This is a genomic window from Anaeromicrobium sp. (assembly GCF_025210435.1).
Taxonomy (GTDB): Bacteria; Bacillota; Clostridia; order Peptostreptococcales; family Thermotaleaceae; genus Anaeromicrobium.
Map to the genome: position 1 here is coordinate 16546 of NZ_JAOART010000060.1, position 21653 is coordinate 38198.

A 21653-nucleotide genomic window follows, 5' to 3' on the forward strand; every position below is an offset into this window, starting at 1 on the left:
ATATGTAAATAGACCTGAGGGTATATTTTGTATATACAAGGAATTTAAAGTGAACACATATTTAGGATTACTACCTAACTATGATATAATTAAAGAGTTGAATGTTTAGGAGTGTGATAAAAGTGTACGTAATAGTTGGTCTTGGAAACCCAGGTAAAGAATATAATAAAACTAGACATAATGTTGGGTTTCATGTTATAGATAAAATTGCAGAAAATAATAATATAGATATTAATAAGGTAAAACATAAAGCTGTAGTAGGACAGGGAAGAATAAATAATGAAAAGGTAATCCTAGTAAAGCCTATCACATATATGAATTTAAGTGGTCGTAGCTTAAAGGAGATAGTGGATTATTACAAAGTGGATATATCTAAACTAATTGTAATATATGATGATATAGATACTCAAGTGGGAAAAATGAGAATAAGAATGAAAGGAAGTGCAGGAAGTCACAACGGTATGAAATCCATAATATATGAATTAGTATCGGATAAATTTCCAAGAATAAGAATAGGCATAGGAAAGCCTCAGTATGGAAAACTTGCCGATTTTGTTTTAGGAAAATTCTCAAAAGAGGAAGGTCCCCTAATAGAGGAAATTGTAGACAAGGCAGCAGATTCTGTAGAAGTAATAATAAAAGATGGTATTGATTTAGCAATGAATAGATATAATGGTTAAAGAGTCTAGCCCAAATACGAAAATTTGGGCTAGGTCTATTTGACTTGGTGAGGTGATGGTTTTATTGAAAGATAATGTTTTTATTAATGAGATAAGAAAAATAAAGGCCTATGATGAGATACAAGATTCCATAAATAGGCTAGAGAGCCCAATACAAATAGGGGGTACCATAGATTCTCAGATTTCTCATATAGTATCTTCCTTATATGAACTTAATAAGAAAAAGTGTTTGATAATTACTCATAGTCAGATAAAGGCAAAAGAAATAGTTGAAGATTTAAAGTTTTTTATAGATAAAAACGTCAACCTGATTCCTAATAAGGAAATATTATTTTACAATTACGATGCCCATAGCCATGAAAATTTAGAAGAGAGGCTAAAGGCACTAATTAGTATTAATAAAGATGAACCTTCCATATTAGTTTCATCTATTGAAGGTCTATTATATAGACTTATTCCTAGGGAAGAATTTAATAAAAATATATTTTCACTAGAATATGGTCAGATAATAGAGAGAAATGAGATTATCAAAAAACTTTTAAGTTTAGGCTATGAACAAGCCTCCATGGTAGAAGGCAAGGGCCAATTTAGCCTAAGAGGTGGAATCATAGATATATATTCTTTCCATGATAAATTACCCTATAGGATTGAATTATTTGATGATGAAGTAGATTCCATAAGGTTGTTTGATATAAACTCTCAGCTATCTAAAGAAAAACTAAAAAAGATAAGTATAGAGCCTGCTAATGAAGTTTTATTAAATATAGACTATAAAGAGTCCATAGAAAGACTAAAAGTGGAGATGAATGGTCATCTTAATAAGTTAAAAAAGGGACCTAAGGATAATCTTAGGAGTAAGATAAATGGATTAATAGAACAATTAGAAAATGGCATTTTGCCACAGGGAATAGAAAATTATTTAAATTATTTTTATGAAGAAACTAATTTAGTAACAGATTATATGAGTGATGATAGCTTAGTATTTATAGATGAACCTTCCCGTGTGGAAGAGAGGTCTAAGTTTATAAATGAAGAATTTAGAGAGTCCTTTAAGGTTTTGCTAGAAAAGGGGGAAGTACTACCAAGTCAAGCTAATATAATGGTCACCTATGATCATGTGGTAGAGAGTATAGAAAAAAAGAGACTTTTCATATTTAACAATTTGCCTAAAAAAGATGACAAATTAGTTCCTGTAAAAAAGATTAATATATTATGTAAGATGGCTCCTGTGTTAAATGGAAAAAGGGAATTGCTTTCTAAGGAAATTAAAAATTTTAAATATGATGGATACAAGATTATTTTATTGGCCTCCACTGTAGATAGGGTACAAGCCATTAAAGAGTCATTAGAGGAAAATCATTTAGAGTCCACTTATTTTAAAGACTTAAATATTTCTATAAAACCAGGCCAAATAATTATTTTACAGGGGAGTTTAAGTAGTGGATTTGAGTATGTAAAGGATAAGATATTACTTCTTACGGAGAAGGAAATATATGGTGCAGTAAAGAAAAAGAGAAGAAAGAAAAAGAAAAAAGATGGAAAGCCTATTAAATCTTTTAGGGATTTAAAGGTAGGAGACTATGTGGTCCATGAAAACCATGGTATAGGAAAATATATTGGAGTAGAACAATTAAGTGTTCAAGGAGCTAAGAAGGACTATTTAAAGGTAAAGTACTTAGGTGAAGATATATTATATGTACCTATAGAACAAATGGATATGGTTCAAAAATATATAGGCTCAGATGGAATTAAACCTAGACTAAACAAATTAGGCGGTTCTGAATGGAAAAAGACTAAGGCAAAGGTTAGGGGAGCCATAGTTGATATGGCCAATGAACTCCTTAGATTAAGTGCCATAAGAAAAACTGCTAAGGGGCATAAGTTTGATCCAGACACCACATGGCAAAAGCAGTTTGAAGACATGTTTCCCTATGAAGAAACTCAGGATCAATTAAGATGTATTGAAGAGATAAAGGGAGATATGGAGCAAGAAATGCCAATGGATAGGCTTTTATGCGGCGATGTGGGATATGGAAAAACGGAAGTTGCCATAAGGGCCATATTTAAAGCAGTTATGGATGGAAAACAGGTTGCTTTTTTAGTTCCTACTACCATATTAGCTCAACAACACTATAATACCTTAAGTGAAAGGTTTAAAAAATTTCCTGTGAATTTGGAAGTTTTAAGTAGATTTAGAACAGCTAAGCAACAGCAAAAGACCATAAAAGAATTAAAGGTAGGAAATGTGGATGTAATAATAGGAACCCATAGAATATTGTCTAAGGATTTACAATTTAAAGACATAGGATTATTAATAATAGATGAGGAACAAAGATTTGGAGTACAGCACAAGGAAGCATTAAAGCAACTTAGGAAAAATGTGGATGTACTTACTTTGACAGCCACACCCATACCTAGAACCCTTCATATGTCTTTAATTGGCCTTAGGGATATGAGTGTAATAGAAGATCCTCCAGAGGATAGGCAACCAGTACAAACCTATGTTATGGAGTATAACGAAGATATGATAAAAGAGGCCATATTAAGAGAAGTAAATAGAGGTGGCCAAGTATACTTTGTGTTCAATAGGGTAAGGGGAATAGAAAAAATCGCATTAGATTTAATGAATCTAATACCAGAAGTTAAAGTGGGTGTGGCCCATGGACAAATGGGTGAGAGAGAATTAGAAAATGTAATGTTAGATTTTATGGAAAAAGAGTATGATGTACTAGTATGTACTACTATAATTGAAACGGGATTAGATATATCTAATGTGAATACGATTATCATATATGATGCAGACAAAATGGGACTATCTCAACTTTATCAATTAAGGGGTAGGGTTGGTAGAACTAATAGAAGAGCCTATGCATATTTAACCTATGAAAAAGATAAGATACTAACAGAAATTGCTCAAAAGAGACTAAGGGCCATAAGGGAGTTTACAGAATTTGGTTCTGGTTTTAAAATAGCCATGAGGGACTTAGAAATAAGAGGTGCTGGTAACTTATTAGGTGGAGAGCAACATGGCCATATGTCTGCTATAGGATATGATCTATACTGTAAGCTCTTAGAAGAAACTGTGAAAGAATTAAAGGGTGAAGAAGTGATAGATGATATAGAAACAAGTGTAGAAATAAATATAAATGCCTTTATACCAGGTAGATATATTCAAGATGAAAAACATAAACTTGAAATATATAAAAAAATTGCAACCATAAGATCTAAGGATGATTCGGAAGAAGTTGAAGAAGAGATTTTAGATAGATTTGGTACTTTGCCAAAGGAAGTGTCAAATTTAATAGACATAGCCTATATGAAGGCCATAGCTCAGAAACTGGGCATCATAAACATATCTGAAACTAAAACCCATGCCAAGTTAATATTTAAGGATGCAAAATATATGAATCCTATGATTTTAGCAGAGTTAATAAGTTTTTATAAAAATAGGATAGAGATAAATGGTGGAAAAGAACCTTATATTAGGCTAAAATACTACAATGATGCTAGAAAATATAGTGATTTGAAGCAACTATTAGATAAAATAGATAGTTTGCAGAAAAAGTAAATTAATATATAATACCTAGTATAGGCATGTTAAAGGAGTAATGCTTTAATATAGATTTTAACTAATAACCACTAAGGATAAAGGAGCGATTAAATTGAATTTTAAAAGACTAAAAAAGAAATCAATGTTAATACTAACTTTAATATTAACATTGGTATTTTCAGTAGGATGTGCTGAAAAAGTGCCAGCCGATGCGGTGGCAAAAGTAGGAGATACTTATATAAAAAAGGATGTATATGATAGACAACTTTCCATATTTAAGAAAAGATATGAACAAATGTATGGAGATAAGATTTGGACTGTAGATATAGGTGGAAAAACATTCCTTCAAGCCGTTGAGGAAAATGTATTAGAAAAAATGATTAATGATGAAGTTATCAAAAGATATATGGAAAAGGAAAAAATTCAAATAACAGATGAAGAAGTACAAAAGGAATATGAACAATACAAGGAAAGCATAGGAAAAGATCAAGATTTCAATGACTTCTTAAAGGCAAATAATATGGATGAAGAATTTGTTAAAGAAGAAGTAATTAGAAGTGGTCTTTATGCTAAGAAATTCCAAGAAAAAGTAATTGGTGATACAAAGCTTGATGATGAAAAATTAAAGAAACACTACGACGAAAATAGTTCTGTATATAATATAGAACAGGTTAGAGCAAGACATATACTTATAAAACAAGATGAAAAAGACGCTGAAAAAAAAGCTAAGGAAATTCTTGAAAAGCTAAAGGCAGGAGAAGATTTTGCAGCCCTTGCAAAGGAGTTTTCTAAGGATCCAGGTTCAGCTGCGAAGGGCGGAGATTTAGGATTTTTCCCTAAGGGAGTTATGGTTCCTGAGTTTGAGCAAGCAGCATTCACATTAAAGCCAGGTGAAATTAGTGAATTAGTTAAAACTCAATTTGGATATCATATAATTAAAGTTGAAGAGAAGAAAAATGAAGTAATAAAGTTTGAGGATGTTAAAGAAGAAATAAAAAGTAAGCTAACAGATGAAAGCATAGTGAATAAATTAGAATCATTAAAGAAAGAATACAAAGTAGAAAAGTATGAGATAAAAGCAGAAGAAAATACAGAAGAGAGCAAGGAAGAAAAGAAAGAAGAAAAGAAGGAATAAAGAATTAAAAATTGTTTAAATAAGAAAATAGCCTACACGTAGGCTATTTTCTGCTTTCTGAAGAAAAATGTTAGTATTTCCTAAAATTGGAATATTAAGGGAGGGAATTAAGCTTAGGAAGGATAGCCTATACATGGGCTATTTTCTGTTTTAAGGGTGAATGCTAATATTTTCTATAATTATGAAAAAAGAGGGAGGTAATATGGAAAAGAGCAAGTATTTTTAAAATAAACTTTTTAATAATAAAAGATTTCCAACCATGTATAAAAAAAGTATAAGAGTAAAATAATAAAGCTATAAGAGGATGGAATAATAAAAGTTGATTACAGTACTAGGAGGGAAGTTATTGTGAAAGCAACAGGTATTGTTAGAAGAATTGACGATTTAGGAAGAGTAGTAATACCGAAGGAAATAAGAAGAACTTTGAGAATAAGAGAAGGAGATCCTTTAGAAATATTTACAGATAGAGATGGGGAAGTTATTCTAAAGAAATATTCACCTATAGGAGAATTAAGTGAATTTGCTACAGAATATGCAGAAGCTTTAAGTGACTCTTTAGGGTGTATGGCCATGGTAGCAGATAGGGATACGATCATATCCATAGCTGGAGGCTCTAAAAAAGAGTTTTTAGAAAAAAGAGTAAGCAAAGCCTTTGAAAGGATAATGGAGGATAGAAAACCTGTATTATCAATAGAAAAAGAAAAGGTTTATCCATTAACATCAGATTTTAGCGATGAACAAAAATATTCTTCTCAAATTATAGCTCCAATAATTACACAAGGAGACTCCATCGGTGCGGTAGTCCTAATGTCTAAGGACGAAGATAAGGAACTAGGAGAAATTGAATTAAAAACTGCTGAAACGGCAGCTAGTTTCTTAGGAAAACAAATGGAACAATAATACATAATAAAAGTAGTAGCTGAGCTTGGCTACTACTTTTATATTTATGTTACAATTGATATAATGTATTTGTTATGGATTTGTTGATGACTAAGCAGATTTACCTTCCTAGGCAATCTACTATGTAAGGAAAGCTTTTGATTAACAAATTTGTAAATATGAAATTTGGAGGATTTTTGATGAGTAGTAAATCGTTTTTAAAGGGAGCGGCCATATTAGGGGTAGCAGGTATAATAATTAAAATAATGGGAGCTTTTTTTAGGATACCACTTACAAACATAATTGGGGCAGAGGGAATGGGATATTATCAGGCTTCTTATCCCATATATGTATTATTGCTTGTTGTATCTACAGCAGGGATTCCAACGGCCATATCTAAACTTGTGGCAGAAAAGAATGCTGTGGGGGACAGATATGGAGCCCATAGAATATTTAAAGTGTCCTTTAGACTTCTGTTAGCAGTGGGGATAGTAACCTTTTGTATACTATTCTTTGGAGCCAATATATTAGTTAAAATTATAAAAAATGAAAATGCATATTATTCTATGAAAGCTGTAGCACCAGCTCTCTTGTTTGTACCTGTTATGGCAGCTTTCAGAGGTTATTTCCAGGGACTCCAAGATATGTTTCCAACGGCCATATCACAGATATTTGAACAATTTGGTAGGGTAGTAATAGGAATAGCTTTAGCCATGTTTTTACTTCCAAGGGGAATAGAAGTGGCAGCAGGAGGAGCTTCCTTCGGAGCCGCATCAGGAGCCATAATGGGAACTATAGCAGTAGCTATTATTTATTATAAAAAGAGGAATAAAATTCTAAATGAAATAAAAAATAATAAGGTAGGAGAACAAGAATCTGCTGGATTTATAATAAAAAGGATTTTGCAAATAGCCATCCCCATAACTATAGGGGCTGCTATACTTCCTGTAATGAATACTATAGATGCAGCATTAGTAATGAGAAGGTTAACTTCAGTAGGATATACTCAAGAAGTGGCAAATAGTTTATATGGGCAGTTTACTGGTATGGCAGCACCACTTATAAATTTACCACAAGTTTTAACGGTGGCACTAGCCATGAGTTTAGTACCAGCCATATCCCATTTTTATAAGAAAAATGATTATAAGGGTTTGGAAGATACGGTTTTATCAGGTACTAGGGTTGCTTTACTAATAGGATTGCCAGCAGCAGTGGGATTAGTAATATTAGCAAAGCCTATAATGTTGCTTTTATTCCCACTTCAGATGGATAGTGCAGCTAGTGCATCAGAGATTCTTAAAGTCTTAGGTTGGGGAGTTATATTTTTAACTTTAGTTCAAACATTTACAGCCATACTTCAGGGCTTAGGAAAACCAATCATACCTGTTATTAACTTGTTTATAGGTGCCATTTTTAAGGTGGGTTTTACATATACTTTAACAGCTATACCTTCTATTAATGTTAAAGGAGCAGCATTAGGTACTGTGGTAGCCTACTGTGTAGCTAGTATATTGAATTTTATACAGGTGAGAAAATATACTAAAACTAAATTTAGTCTTGTAAACTTTGTTATAAAACCTGCAATAGCCGTAGGGGCCATGGCCATTTCTGTAATGTTTATGTATAATACAATCATAAATTTTGTAGGAAATAAAATAGCCACATTAGGTGGTGTGGCAACAGGTGGAGTTATATATGTACTGATGTTATTATGTTTAGGTGCTGTAACGAGTGAAGATTTTCAAATGGTTCCAGGTGGAAATAAAATAAGTAAGATATTAAATAAAATAGGACTACTAAAGAAATAGAATATGGATTTATAATTTATAAACTTGCTTTATGTGGGCCTACTTCAGGAAAATATATTGAAAATCTTTTCCACCCAAGTCCTTGTCACAAGCGAAAGTGTGAATCTTCGTAGATAGGTTTATGAGTCATGTTCAAATAGCATAGGATGTTGTGACGTTCCTCAATTTGAAAAATTTTCAATATATTTTCCCTTGTAGGCAAGTTACTGTATAGAGAAAGCTTTTAGTTCATAAATTTATAATCTAAAGAAAAATAAGAAGGTGATTTTTTGAATAAATTAACTGTTGTAGGATTAGGGCCTGGGAGTAAAAATTATTTGACTATAGGGGCATTAGATAAACTAAAAGAGTCAAAGAAAGTGATTTTGAGGACTAAAAAACATCCTGTAGTTAAATATTTAGATGAAGTAGGAATAAAATATGAAACCTTTGACCATATTTATGAAGAAACAAAGGATTTTAATGGGGTATATGAGAGTATAGTAGATAATATATTAAAGTTACTTAAGGATGATGAAATAACCTATGCAGTGCCTGGGAGTCCATTTGTGGCCGAATCTACTGTGACCCTTTTAGAGGAAAAGGGTATAGATATAGATTATGTGGAATCTAGCAGTTTTATAGAAGCCATGCTTTATGTCCTTAAAAAGGATCCTGTAGAGGGATTAACTATAGTGGATGCTTTAAGACTAGATGATCAAATGCCTAATAGGAGAACTAATGTTATAGTAACTCAAGTATATGACAAAATTACAGCTTCTAATGTGAAACTTAAAATGATGGAATATTATGAGGATGATCATGAAATCATAGTTATAAGGGGAGCTGGAATTGAAGGGATAGAGGAAATACATCATATAAAGTTATATGAAATAGATCATTTAGACATGTATGACTATTTGACTAGTATATATATACCAAAAATCGAAAATAATATAGAAAACCCTAGAAATATTAGCGATTTAGTGGATATAATGAAATTATTAAGAAGTGAAGATGGTTGTCCTTGGGATAGGGAACAAAGTCATGAGAGTCTGAAACCCTACGTAATTGAAGAGGCCTATGAAGTGGTAGAGGCCATAGAAGAAAAGGATTCCATATTACTTGAGGAAGAACTTGGAGATTTACTTTTACAAGTGGTATTTCATGCTCAAATAGCCCATGAAAACCATGAGTTTGCTTTAAATGATATAATTAAAGGAATTAGTGAAAAACTAGTATCTAGACATCCTCATGTATTTAAAGATTTAAATATTAAAAATTCAGATGAAGTAATAACAACTTGGGAAGAAATTAAACGTGAAGAGAAAAAGGAAGAAAGTTATACGGAAGGTTTAAAGAGAATTCCAAAGAGTTTGCCTGCTTTAATTAAAAGTTATAAGGTACAAAAGAAGGCTGCAGGTGTGGGTTTTGATTGGGACAGGGTAGAAGATGCCATAGATAAAGTTCATGAAGAATTAGGTGAATTACTAGAAATTTACAAATCACAGAAAAGAGAAAAGGTAGAAGAGGAATTGGGAGATCTGATATTTGCCGTTGTAAATGTGGCAAGATTTTTAAAGATAGACCCGGAAATTGCCTTAAATAGAACTACAAAAAAGTTTATAGAAAGGTTTGCATTTATTGAAGAATGTGCTAAAATACAAGAGAAAGACCTTAAGGACATGTCTTTGCAAGAAATGGACAAACTATGGAATGAAGCAAAAAAAATAGAAAAACATACATAAAAACAGAAAAAATATAAAAAATACTAGTTAAAAGAAGGATTTTAAAATAAAAGATAGAATATGCATATACGTATTCTAAATAAGAGGAGGAAATTATTGTGAATAAAGCGGAATTAGTAGCAAGCATGGCTGACAAGGCTGGATTAACTAAGAAAGATGCTGAGGCTGCATTAAATGCATTTATGAAAAGCGTTGAAGAAGCATTAGTTGATGGAGGAAAAGTTCAATTAGTTGGATTTGGAACTTTCGATGTTAGAGAAAGAAAAGCTAGACAAGGAAGAAACCCAAGAAATCCAGAACAAGTAATTGAAATCCCAGCTTCTAAGGCACCTGTATTCAAAGCAGGAAAAGCTTTAAAAGACATGGTAAATGCTTAATAGATTATAATAAAAAAAGCAGCTAGTCTGCTTTTTTATTGTACTAGAAGATATTATTAAAAAAGTCAGCCTTGAGAGTTTGTCTAAAGGAAGGCTTTTTGTCATATGGGAGGAAAAAAATGAGACTAGATAAATTTCTTAAAAATTCTAGGTTGATTAAAAGAAGAACTGTAGCAAAGGAAGCCTGTGAACAAGGTAGAGTGAAAATAAACGATAAATTAGCTAAACCTTCATCAATAGTAAATATAAACGATAATATAAGTATTACATATGGTGAAAGAGAATCTGTTATAAAGGTACTAGAATTATTAGACCATGTAACTAAGGAAACTTCTAAGACCATGTATGAAGTGATTAAGTAGAAACCTAACTTAGAAATCTAATGTTAGGTTTCTTTTTATGTAATAAAAATCCATATTCTTTCATAACTTTAATTAAGAAGAAGGCTTTAAGAAGGGTGATAATATGGAAGAAAGAAGAAGTATAAAGGGAAGAAGTCAAAATATTATTCTTGAAGATAGAGAAAAAATCAGCATATCGGGAGTTGAACATGTACATAGTTTTGATGAAAATGCCGTAATACTAGAGACTATTAAAGGAATTTTAACCATAAGAGGCAGTGAACTTGATATGAACAAATTAAACTTAGAAGATGGGAATGTGGTTGTTAAAGGTATTGTAGATTCTATGGTATATACAGATAAGGAATCCTTAGGAAGCAAAGGTGTAGGCTTTTTAGGTAAAATGTTTAAATAGTATAGTTTTCGTATTTATAAACGGACTTTATGTGAGCCTATTTCAGGAAACCATTGAAAATTTTTTCCACCCAAGTCCTTGTCACAAGCGAAAGTATGAATCTTCGTATATAGGTTCATGAGTCATGTTAAAGTAGCATGGGATGTTGTGACGTTCCAGGGTTCCAAAGATTTTCAATATATTTTCCCTTATAGGCAAGTTGCTGTATAAGGAAAACTTAGTGTTACGAAATCTATAGACTTATTAAATCCTAGATTTAACATGAAAAATAAAAAATAACAGATGACCGCCTAGCGGTTATTTTTTTTAAGAGGTGATTATATGTGGACATATGTATCTGAGCAGACCTACGTGTTTTTAGTAACTTTATATGGTGGAATAATAATTGGATTCATATATGATCTATATCGTATATTTAGGCTCATATTTTCACCTAAGAAGATAGCCACTATGGTGGAGGATTTCATATTTTGGATACTCATATCCATAATAGCCACATTAGTATTAGTATTTGGCAATGAGGGGCAAATTAGATTTTATACTATAGGAGGATTCTTTGTAGGGGCCCTATCATATAATTTACTTTTAAGTAAAATCATAATTACATTTATAGTAAGAACTTTAGTTAAAGTGAAAAAAATTATTATAAAGATAATAATAAACCCTATAAAAAAATTATTTCATATGGGTAAAATTCCTCTTAGGAAGATACAAAAAATCACAAAACCCCATATGAGAAAATTAAAGAGAATAAAAAAGATACCTAATAGGGTAATAAAAGATACTAGAAAATATTTAAAATACATTAAAGATAAAAAATAAAGAGGATTTTTTAAAAATCCATAGAAATGTTCTAATAAATATGTATATTGAATGCTAGGAGAGATTAGGGTATGCAAAAGAGAAAAAGAAAAAAAATTAAAGTTTTGCATATAATTTTTATATTGTTGTTATTATATGTAGGAGGGACCTTTGGGTATTGCAAAATGAAAATACATAAATTGGAAGAAGAAAAAATAATTTTAGAAGAAAAATTAAAAGGTCTAAAGGAAGTTAAGAAATCCTTAGAATATGAGTATGAAAATAGTAATAGTATAGAGTTTGTGGAACGGGTTGCCAGGGAAGAACTAAAAATGGTTCAGGAAAATGAAATTATATACATAGATGCAAATAAATCCATAAAACCTTAGAAATTACTTATATTGACACTAGTATAAATATGACATATAATTGTATCAGCAATTGTTTATTATTTAAAAGGAGGAAGATTTTACTTATGCCCGTTGAAATAGGTAAAGTTGTAGAGGGCACTGTTACAAGTATAACTAGCTTTGGTGCTTTTATTCAACTATCAGAAGGAAAAACAGGTTTATGCCATATCTCAGAGGTGGCAGATGGATATGTAAAGGATATAGCTTCTCATTTACAGGAAAACCAAAAGGTTAAGGTTAAAATTATTGGTTTAGATGAAAAAGGAAAAATAAGTTTATCTATTAGAAAGGCTATGCCTAATACTAACTCTAATAATTCTAATGCTACTAGTGGTAATAGGCCAAAGAGATTCAAGAAACAGGATGGCCCTCAATGGAAAAAGAAACCACAAGAAAGGGCTTTGAGTTTTGAGGATAAGCTTTCTCAGTTCTTAAAAGATAGTGATGAAAAACAACAATCCATGAAGAAATCTATGAAGTCTTCTAGACGTTCAAATGGACATGGAGCAAAGAGAAGTAGCTAGATAATAATACCGAGACATTTTGTCTCGGTTTTATAATGTATAGGAACGGTTAGCTATATGTCTAACTATAGATTTCTGGTGTATAAACTTGCTTTATGTGAGCCTATTTCAGGAAACTATTGAAAATCTTTTCCACCCAAGTCCTTGTCACAAGCGAAAGTGTGAATCTTCGTAGACAGGTTCATGTTTCATGTTGGAGTAGCATAGGATGTTGTGACGTTCCAGGGTTCCAAAAATTTTTAATATATTTACCTTCCTAGGCAAAGGGCTGTATAAGGAGAGCTTGGAGCTACGAAATCTATAACCTTAATTTAAATACTAAGAGGTGTTTGACATGGATAAATATGGAGCTATAGATGTGGGGACTAATTCCATAAGGCTTTTAATATGGGAAGAAAAAGATGGTAAAGTAAATAGAAAAAAGATGCTAAATAGTACCCGTATTGGACAAAGGGTTGATCATACAGGTTGTTTATCTCAAGAAGGAATAAATATTAGTGTGGATGCCATAGAAGACTTTGTATCTAGGGCAGAAAATGAAGGAATTAAAAATATTCCCATAATAGCTACTAGTGCCGTTCGGGATGCTAAAAATAGAAATGAATTTGTAGATGCTGTATTTAGTAGAACAGGTAAAAAGGTCCATGTGATAAAAGGTGAGGAAGAGGCCAGATTAGGATATTTAGGAGTCATAATGGGTCTAGGGCAAGTGGGGAATATTCTCATAATAGATATTGGTGGAGGAAGTACAGAATTTATTTATGGAGATAGTAAAAATATTAAACTATTAGAAAGCATAAACATAGGTGCTGTTAGGTTAACGGAAAAATTCATAGAAAATCAATTGGTTACAAAGGCAGAGGAAGAAAAACTTATAGATTATATAGATGAGAGTATAAAAGATATAATAGACATTATGAAGGATAAACCTATAGATTGGCTTGTGGGAATAGGTGGTACAGCCACAACCATGGTATCTATGGATAAGAAAATGATAGTTTATAATGAAGATGAGGTCCATAATACTAAGCTAGAAAGAAAAAATATAGATATGATCATAGATAGATTAAAGAAAATGACTTTAGAGGAAAGAAAAGGAATAGCAGGGTTGCAGCCTAAAAGAGCAGACATTATATATGCAGGGGCTGTAATTTTAAAAAGAATATTAGATAGAATTGGAAAAGATAAGATACTTATAAGTGAATATGATAATTTAGAAGGATTAGTACATGAACAAAAAAGGGGTAAGATTATTTAAAATCTAATCCTTTTTTTATTTTTAAAGTATACTTTAAAAATAAATAGATTTCGTATTTATAAGCCAGCTTTATGTGAGCCTACTTCAGGAAACTATTGAAAATTTTTTCCTTTGAAGTCCTTGTCACAAGCGAAAGTGTGCATCTTCGTAGATAGGTTCATGAGTCATGTTCAAGTAGCATAGGATGTTGTGACGTTCCTCAATTCAAAAAAATTTCAATAGTTTCCTTTGTAGGCAAGTTACTGTATAAAACAATTTTAAAACCAAGGAATCTAAAAAATTTAAGGATTTAACTTTAAATAAATATGTGGTAATTTTTTTATCCATTTATTCACATCCTAATTATAGATTTATTATTTGGAAGTTGGATTTATGTGGGCCTGCTTCAGGAAAATATATTGAAATTATTTTAACCTTAAATTAAAATAATTAAGAATTAAATACTGATTTCTTAACAAATTAAAGAACTGGGACAAATTAATAGAAATAAATTGATTATATAGTAAAATAAGGATAGACACTTTAAAAGTATATAGAGGAGGATATTAATGAGAAAAAAAGTAGCTATTGTATTTACTGGTGGAACCATATCTATGAAAATAGATCCTAAAATATCAGCGGCAATTCCTGCTTTATCTGGAGAACAAATCATGTCCATGGTGACGAATATAGATAAGTATGCAGATATAGAGCCAATAGAGCTTGCTAGAATACCTGGACCACATATGTCTCCTGAAAAAATGTTGGAATTATCAAAATTAGTAAAGAGATTGGTGGCAAGGGAAGATATAACAGGAGTAGTAGTAACCCACGGAACAGATTCTTTAGAGGAAACAGCCTATTTTCTAGATTTATCTATTAATACGTACAAGCCAATCATTGTTGTAGGAGCCATGAGAAGTAATTCGGAGCTTGGTTATGATGGGGCTAGTAATATTTCGGCAGCCATATGTACGGTTATTAGTGAAGAAGCAAAAAATAAAGGTGTTTTGGTAGTTATGAATAATGAAGTTAATGCAGCAAATGAAGTGACTAAAACTCATACTTTAACATTAGATACTTTTAAATCACCAGAATTTGGACCTTTAGGAATAGTAGATAACGATGAAGTGATATTTTATAGACATATTACTAAGCATACTTATATAGAAACGGACTCTGTTGAAAGTCGAGTAGATTTAATAAAAACAGCAGTAGGTATGGACTCAAAATTGATAAAATATTGTGTTGATACAGGAACTAAGGGTATTGTACTAGAAGCTATGGGAAGGGGAAATATTCCCCCTTTAATGGTAGAAGGAGTTAAATATGCCATTAAAAAGGGTGTAAAAATAGTGATGGTTTCAAGATGCCATATGGGAAGGGTCCTAGATACTTATGGATATGAGGGAGCAGGTAGAGAGTTACGTGAAGCGGGAGTTATATTTGGAGGAAGTCTTCCGGGTCAAAAGGCTAGAATAAAACTTATGCTTGCCCTTGCTTCTAAAGAAAATATAAAAGAAATATTTGAAAAGGATCGTTATAAGTAAAGAAATTTCTAATATAAAAAGGATTTTGTTAGAAAAAGATAGATCATATGACAAAATAAAAAAAATATTCCATAAAAATTTTAATATAGTCAAAGAATGACAATGAAAACTATGCTCAAAATGGAGCATGGTTTTATTTTTTATCTAAAAAGAAAGTAAAATAAAAAAACTCTGTTAAATATAATCAGTATATGTCTAAAATTTCTTTATATGGACCTTACCTAAGTTGACAAATTATTTAAATTTCTACGTGATATAATTTGCACTAACAAATCAAAGGCGGTGATTGGATGGAAAAATACGATGCTTTTTCATATGAAGGTCAATATGTAGATACTACAGATTCTGTTTTTAAGTATGAAAATTCGGATATATTAAAAGAGTTTTATAGGAAAGATGTGATCCTTTTCATAATAGGAGCTTTTTTATTGGGACGAGCTCATATATTAGGTGGACTAGCTCCATTTGGCATTGCATTATTTGGTTTTTTAGTTAGCCAAAATAGAAAAAATATATATTTGGCCGTGTCTGTTTTAGGAGGTATAACTAGTACTGGAATGGATTTTAATATTGGAAAATATATGTTTGGAATGATAATAGCGTATTCTGTTTTTTACTACATGAAAAGGATAAATTATAAGGCCCATGTTATAGGAATCATATCCTCTGTAAGTATTTTAATATCAGGAAGTATATATATTTATTTAAACGGGCTATATCTATACGATATGTTAATGTTATCATTTGAGGCTTTAGTGGTCTTTGTATTTACTTATATAGTCTACTATTGTGTACCAGTTCTTCTAAAAAGATCTAATAGAAGTATATTATCTAACGAAGAAGTAGTATGTATGGCTATTTTCGTAGCTGTTATTATTTCTGGCCTTTCGGATTTATTTATTGGAAGTTATGAAATTAAAAATATGTTTGGAATATTAATAGTTATATTATTTGCATATAATGGGGGAGCCAGTATTGGAGCTAGTACGGGTATAACCATAGGAATTATTACTAGTATGTCTAGTGTGGATGCACCTTATATAGTGGGTATATACGGATTTTGTGGACTTTTATCTGGTATTTTTAAGGATTTAGGTAAATGGGCATCCATAGTGGGGATGCTTCTTGGAAATATAATACTTACATTCTATGTTAATGGAACTACAGAAGTATTCATACAGCATGAGGAAATGATAATTGCCTTTATAATGTTTTTGTTTATGCCTAAGTCCTTATTAGAGTATACAAAGAATTTTGTGGGATCTAATACTACAGAGGATAGCTTGTATAGTGAAAAGATAAAGAATATAGGTGTGAAAAAATTAAAAGAATACTCAAGTGCCTTCCTAGATTTGGCGTCCACATATAAGAATATAGCAGATAAGGAGAGGAAAATAGATAACGAGGAAGTTTCTAGGATGGTAGATGAGGTGGCTGGTAAAGTATGTTCTGATTGTGGTATGTGCAGAAGTTGTTGGCAAAATAATTTTTATTCCATGTACAATGGAGTGGTAGAGAGTATTTCCCTATTAGAAAGTGAAGGGGTACTAAAAAACAGTAAAGTTCCTGAAATATTAAAGAAAAGATGTATTAAGGTAGAATTATTAACTCAATCCATACGAGATCGATTTGAGATATGGAAATTAAATTATCATTGGGAGAAAAAGAATTTAGAAAATAGAAGGCTAGTAGGAGAACAATTTGAAGGCATATCTGAAATATTTAATAATTTGGCTGAGGATATGAATAACAATGTAAATTTTTTAACCCATGTGGAAGATGCGTTATACGTGGCCTTTGATAAAGCTCAAATTCAGGTGGACAAAATAAATGTTTTAGAGAAGGAAAATAAATTTGAAATAGAAATTCAAAAAAGGACATGTTATGGTAGAGGCCAATGCGAAGAAAAAATAATTGGCCTAGTGTCTAACGTGGTCGGAAAGGACTTGGTGTGCAAAAAGCGTATGTGTAATATGGGTGATGATAAATGTGTATTTGTTTTAGAAGAGGCTCACAAGTATAGGATAGCCACGGGAGTAGCTAGGGTTGCTAAAGATAATAGGTGGATTTGTGGAGATAATTATTCCTTCTTAGATCTAGAAGATGGTAAACATATGATAGCCCTTAGTGACGGTATGGGTTCTGGTGAGAAAGCTAATAAAGAGAGTAAAGTAACTATAAACATATTAGAACAGCTCATGGGAGCTGGTTTTGAAAAGGATTTAGCCATAAAGACCATAAACTCCATATTAGTATTAAAATCCTCTGATGAGATATTTTCTACTATGGATTTATCCATGGTGGATTTATATACGGGGAAAGTTGAATTTGTAAAGATAGGAGCAGCATCTAGCTATATCAAAAGGAAAAATGGGGAGGTGGAGCCTATAAAGTCAACTTCATTGCCAATAGGAATTTTGAATAATGTGGATATAGAAACCTTTGGATATAAATTAGATGAGGGTGATTTTGTAATAATGATGTCAGATGGTATTAGTGATGCGGATAAGGAAGGATGGGTATTAGATTTCTTGAAAAATAACAAGAGTAGAAATCCTCAGGACATAGCAGATAAATTATTAGATGAGGCTATAGTTAAGTATGATAATGAAATAAAGGATGATATGACCGTTTTAGTATCTAAAATGTGGTCTCCTAATAAGTGCGCATAGGTTAGAAAAATCTTTGGATATGACGAAAAGTCCAAAGATTTTTTTTGTTAAAATTTATAGGCCTCTGAAAGTATAACATATGAAAAAAATGGAAATTACTTATGTTAAAGGGGAGGTGTATTTATGAAGGATACATGGATAAAACAAATTATAATAGCTACAGATGGGAAGTCTAATATAGGTGGAGATCCTGTATATGAATCTAAATTGGCGAAGGAAAAAGGCATAGTAGTTAATGCTATTGGAATAATAAAGGCCAACGAATCTAATGAAAAGTCCTTGTTAGAGATTGAGAATATAGCCAATGCAGGTGGAGGCATGTGGGAAAGGTCTACTATAGAAAAGTTAGGAAGAACCATGTGTGTTATGACTCAAAAGACTATGAATATGACTATACACAATGTGGTTAACGAGGAATTACAAGAAATATTAGGGACTAATATGAATGGCATAAGTCCTAAAGACAGAAGTAAAATTGTAGATTATGTGGATAAACTATCTGAGAATATATCATTAAAATGCTGTATTTTGATGGACTGTAGTTCAAGTATGGTTCATAGGATGGATAAGGGAAAGGAAAGCATCTTGGATTTGATAGATAGTTTGATAGGTAGAGTTGGAAAAAGTGAAGTTGCCCTAATAGGATTTCCCCATGGGGATGAATATTATAAGGTTATATGTGATTTTACTAGTGATTTAGATTTAGTAAAGAAAAAAGTAAATGAGTTAAAATGTGGAGGAACTACCCCTACGGCTATGGCCATAAAGGGTGCAGTAAGGCTTATGGAGGATAAAAAGGAAGAAATAGTAGAAGAGGGTTTTCTTCGAGATAATATAGTGTAGATTTCGCATTTATAAACCAACTTTATATGAGCCTACTTCAGGTAAATATATTGAAAATTTTTTCCACCCCAGTCCTTGTCACAAGCGAAAGTGTGAATCTTCGTAGATAGGTTCATGAGTCATGTTGAGCTAGCATAGGATGTTGTGACGTTCCTCAATTCCAAAAATTTTCAATATATTTACCTTCGTAGGCAAGTTACTGTATAAAGAAAGCCTAGCGTTACGAAATCTATTAAATAGACTAAAATATTTAAACTCTCAAATTGTGAATTGAGAGTTTAGTTTTTATGCGGGTGAAGTTATGATTAAGGTTATAAAGGGAAAATGGAATAAAAAAATATATAGGGTAATAGAAAAGATAGGACAAGGGGGGATTGGTGCTGTCTATAAGGTTGTGGATGAGGATAAAAATATAAAAGCATTAAAGATAACAAAGAATATAAATTCCATAACTAGGGAGCATAAATTCTTAAATGAATTGAAAAGTTATTATACTCCAAAGGTTTATGATATGGATGATTTTCAGATAAGAAATAAGGTGTATTATTTCATAGTAATGGATTTGTTTAGTGGTAAGAATATAAAAGAATATATAAAGGAAAATAAATTTGATGAAGGGCATATATGGAAGATAGGTTGGGAAATAGGCTCTTTTTTAGAACATATACATGGGAAAAAATATATCTATGGAGATTTAAAGGGTGAAAATGTAATAATTACGGATGATAATAAAGTAAAGATTATAGATATGGGTGGAGTGAGTAAAAAGGGGGAGAGTATAAGGGAATTTACCCTATTGTACGATAGAAGTAAATTTAATAAAGGTATTAGGAAGGCTGAGGAAAGTTATGATTTGTTTAGTCTCACCTTGCTTATTATTAATATGATTTTGAAAAAAGATTTCAAAAAAGGAGTGGGAAAGGCAGACCTATTAATTAGGAAATGTAAAAATGTAGGCATGGGTAAGGCCCAATTGAAATTATTAGGGGATGGATTAGATGGGAATATTAGTCTTAAGGATTTCTTAAAGGTAGTGAAGTCTTTAGAGAATAATTATAAAATAGCTAGAATGAAAAAAATAAAATTTAAAATAGACAGGGTTGTTAATTATATGTTAATATCTAGTATCGTATTTTTTTTAAGTGTATTAATCCTGAATTTAAAAAGGGTTTTGGACTGATTATATAGAAATACTACAATATATATGGAGTGAGGATAGAAAGTATGATAGAGAAGTTTTTGCAAACTATTGAAGAACATAATTTAATCCAAGTTAATGAAAAAATAGTAGTTGGAGTATCAGGAGGCCCTGACTCTATTTCTTTGTTACACTTACTTTTTAAAATTAAAGAAAAGTATAATATTCAAATATATGGAGTTCATTTGAATCATAAATATAGGGGAAAGGCAGCAGATGAAGATGCCCAATATGTTAGTGAATTTTGTAAAAAATTAGAAATTCCGTCCTATATATATAGTGAAAATGTGGAAGAATACAGTAAAAATAAGGGTATAAGCTTTGAAGAGGGAGGCAGAGAGTTAAGATACAAATACTTTTATGAAGTTTTGAAAAAGGTGGGGGGAAATAAAATTGCTGTAGCTCAAAATTTAGATGATCAAGCAGAGACCATGCTTATGAGATTTATGCGTGGCAGTGGAATAGAAGGTCTTTGTGCTATGGATTATAAAAGGGATGAAATAATTAGGCCCATTTTAAATATTAGAAGAAAAGAAATAGAAAAGTATTGCCAAATAAATGAATTGAACCCACGAATAGATAAAACTAATTTAGAATCCATATATACTAGAAATAGAATAAGATTAGAATTGATTCCATATATAAGTGAACATTTTAATAAAAATATAAAAGAAACCCTATTTAGAACATCAGAGTTAATAAAAGAAGATAAAAAATTTTTAAATGAATGTGTGAAAGAATCTTATAATAGGGTAATAAAAGAAGAAGTGGGTAAAGTAATAATAGATAGGCTAGAATTTAATAAATGCCATAAGGCCATTCAAAGTAGAATAATAAGGGAATGTATATTATACATATGTAATGATTTGAAAAATATAGAAAAAAAGCATGTGGAAGATTTAATAAAGTTTATAGAGCGTGCTAGGAGTGGAAGTTCTATAGATCTACCTAAAAACCTCATATCCCTAGTAAAGTATGAAAAAATAGTTGTTAAAAAAAGAGAAAATTCTAAGAATAAAGACTTCCTGTATACTATGGAAATAGGAAAGAAAGTTTATATAGAAGAATTAAATGGATATATTTATGGAGAAATTGTAAATATGGATGAATATAATTCTTCTGATAATGGTAAATATAATATGTACTTTGATTTTGATGAAATTAAAGAATTATTTATTAGGAATAGGCGTAATGGAGATAAATTCAAACCATTAGGCCTTAAAGGTACGAAAAAGTTAAAGGATTATTTCATAGACGAAAAAATTCCAAAGGATGAAAGAAGTGAAATTCCCATACTAGTAAGTGGTGATGAAATATTATGGGTAATAGGTTATAGGAGAAGTAATTTACATAAGATAAAGAGAAATACTGGAAAAATTCTCAAAGTAAGTTATACAAAAGGGAAATAGATCTTTATATAATATATCTTTACTAAAGGAATCCTTTTTAAAAATTTAAAAATATGATAAAATTAAGGAATGTATAGTGAAATAATAGAAGGGAGGG

18 protein-coding genes are annotated in these 21653 nt (G+C 31.2%); all 18 read left to right on the forward strand.

The window, feature by feature from the left end; all coding sequences use genetic code 11:
• Positions 1-122: 122 nt before the first annotated feature.
• Positions 123-680 (forward strand): aminoacyl-tRNA hydrolase, encoded by a 558-nt coding sequence (pth, locus tag N4A57_RS07230; protein WP_293657172.1) that lies wholly within the window; start codon positions 123-125, stop codon positions 678-680.
• Between the two features lie 64 nt (positions 681-744).
• Positions 745-4248, forward strand: coding sequence for a transcription-repair coupling factor (gene mfd / locus N4A57_RS07235; RefSeq protein WP_293657173.1), 3504 nt, complete (start codon positions 745-747; stop codon positions 4246-4248).
• 94 nt (positions 4249-4342) lie between these two features.
• Positions 4343-5365 carry a peptidylprolyl isomerase gene (locus tag N4A57_RS07240; RefSeq protein WP_293657175.1) on the forward strand — a complete coding sequence of 341 codons (1023 nt, stop codon included), beginning with the start codon at positions 4343-4345 and terminating at the stop codon, positions 5363-5365.
• A gap of 348 nt (positions 5366-5713) precedes the next feature.
• Positions 5714-6265: a stage V sporulation protein T gene (spoVT, locus tag N4A57_RS07245; protein ID WP_293657177.1), complete on the forward strand. Its 552-nt coding sequence runs from the start codon at positions 5714-5716 to the stop codon at positions 6263-6265.
• 179 nt (positions 6266-6444) lie between these two features.
• Positions 6445-8052, forward strand: coding sequence for a putative polysaccharide biosynthesis protein (locus N4A57_RS07250; protein ID WP_293657179.1), 1608 nt, complete (start codon positions 6445-6447; stop codon positions 8050-8052).
• A 269-nt stretch (positions 8053-8321) separates the two neighbouring features.
• Positions 8322-9779, forward strand: a complete 1458-nt coding sequence (gene mazG / locus N4A57_RS07255; protein WP_293657181.1) for a nucleoside triphosphate pyrophosphohydrolase — start codon at positions 8322-8324, stop codon at positions 9777-9779.
• 98 nt (positions 9780-9877) lie between these two features.
• Positions 9878-10156, forward strand: a complete 279-nt coding sequence (locus N4A57_RS07260) for an HU family DNA-binding protein (RefSeq protein WP_095135203.1) — start codon at positions 9878-9880, stop codon at positions 10154-10156.
• Positions 10157-10275: 119 nt separating this feature from the next.
• Positions 10276-10518, forward strand: a complete 243-nt coding sequence (locus N4A57_RS07265; protein ID WP_293657182.1) for an RNA-binding S4 domain-containing protein — start codon at positions 10276-10278, stop codon at positions 10516-10518.
• 103 nt (positions 10519-10621) lie between these two features.
• Positions 10622-10912, forward strand: a complete 291-nt coding sequence (yabP, locus tag N4A57_RS07270) for a sporulation protein YabP (protein ID WP_293657183.1) — start codon at positions 10622-10624, stop codon at positions 10910-10912.
• A 321-nt stretch (positions 10913-11233) separates the two neighbouring features.
• Entirely contained in the window at positions 11234-11734 is a 501-nt protein-coding gene (yabQ, locus tag N4A57_RS07275) for a spore cortex biosynthesis protein YabQ (protein ID WP_293657184.1), read from the forward strand.
• 71 nt (positions 11735-11805) lie between these two features.
• Positions 11806-12102 carry a septum formation initiator family protein gene (locus N4A57_RS07280; protein WP_293657185.1) on the forward strand — a complete coding sequence of 99 codons (297 nt, stop codon included), beginning with the start codon at positions 11806-11808 and terminating at the stop codon, positions 12100-12102.
• Between the two features lie 86 nt (positions 12103-12188).
• The gene (locus N4A57_RS07285; RefSeq protein WP_293657187.1) at positions 12189-12647 is read left to right on the forward strand and encodes a S1 RNA-binding domain-containing protein; all 459 of its coding nucleotides are present in this window, start codon (positions 12189-12191) and stop codon (positions 12645-12647) included.
• Positions 12648-12981: 334 nt separating this feature from the next.
• Positions 12982-13905 carry a Ppx/GppA phosphatase family protein gene (locus N4A57_RS07290; RefSeq protein WP_293657189.1) on the forward strand — a complete coding sequence of 308 codons (924 nt, stop codon included), beginning with the start codon at positions 12982-12984 and terminating at the stop codon, positions 13903-13905.
• Between the two features lie 548 nt (positions 13906-14453).
• Positions 14454-15434: an asparaginase gene (locus tag N4A57_RS07295; protein WP_293657190.1), complete on the forward strand. Its 981-nt coding sequence runs from the start codon at positions 14454-14456 to the stop codon at positions 15432-15434.
• A gap of 290 nt (positions 15435-15724) precedes the next feature.
• Entirely contained in the window at positions 15725-18106 is a 2382-nt protein-coding gene (spoIIE, locus tag N4A57_RS07300) for a stage II sporulation protein E (protein WP_293657191.1), read from the forward strand.
• A 123-nt stretch (positions 18107-18229) separates the two neighbouring features.
• Positions 18230-18949 carry a vWA domain-containing protein gene (locus tag N4A57_RS07305; RefSeq protein ID WP_293657192.1) on the forward strand — a complete coding sequence of 240 codons (720 nt, stop codon included), beginning with the start codon at positions 18230-18232 and terminating at the stop codon, positions 18947-18949.
• Positions 18950-19250: 301 nt separating this feature from the next.
• A complete protein-coding gene (locus tag N4A57_RS07310; RefSeq protein WP_293657194.1) occupies positions 19251-20129 on the forward strand; it encodes a protein kinase domain-containing protein in 879 nt (292 codons plus the stop codon).
• A 44-nt stretch (positions 20130-20173) separates the two neighbouring features.
• Entirely contained in the window at positions 20174-21556 is a 1383-nt protein-coding gene (tilS, locus tag N4A57_RS07315) for a tRNA lysidine(34) synthetase TilS (RefSeq protein WP_293657196.1), read from the forward strand.
• Positions 21557-21653: the final 97 nt, after the last annotated feature.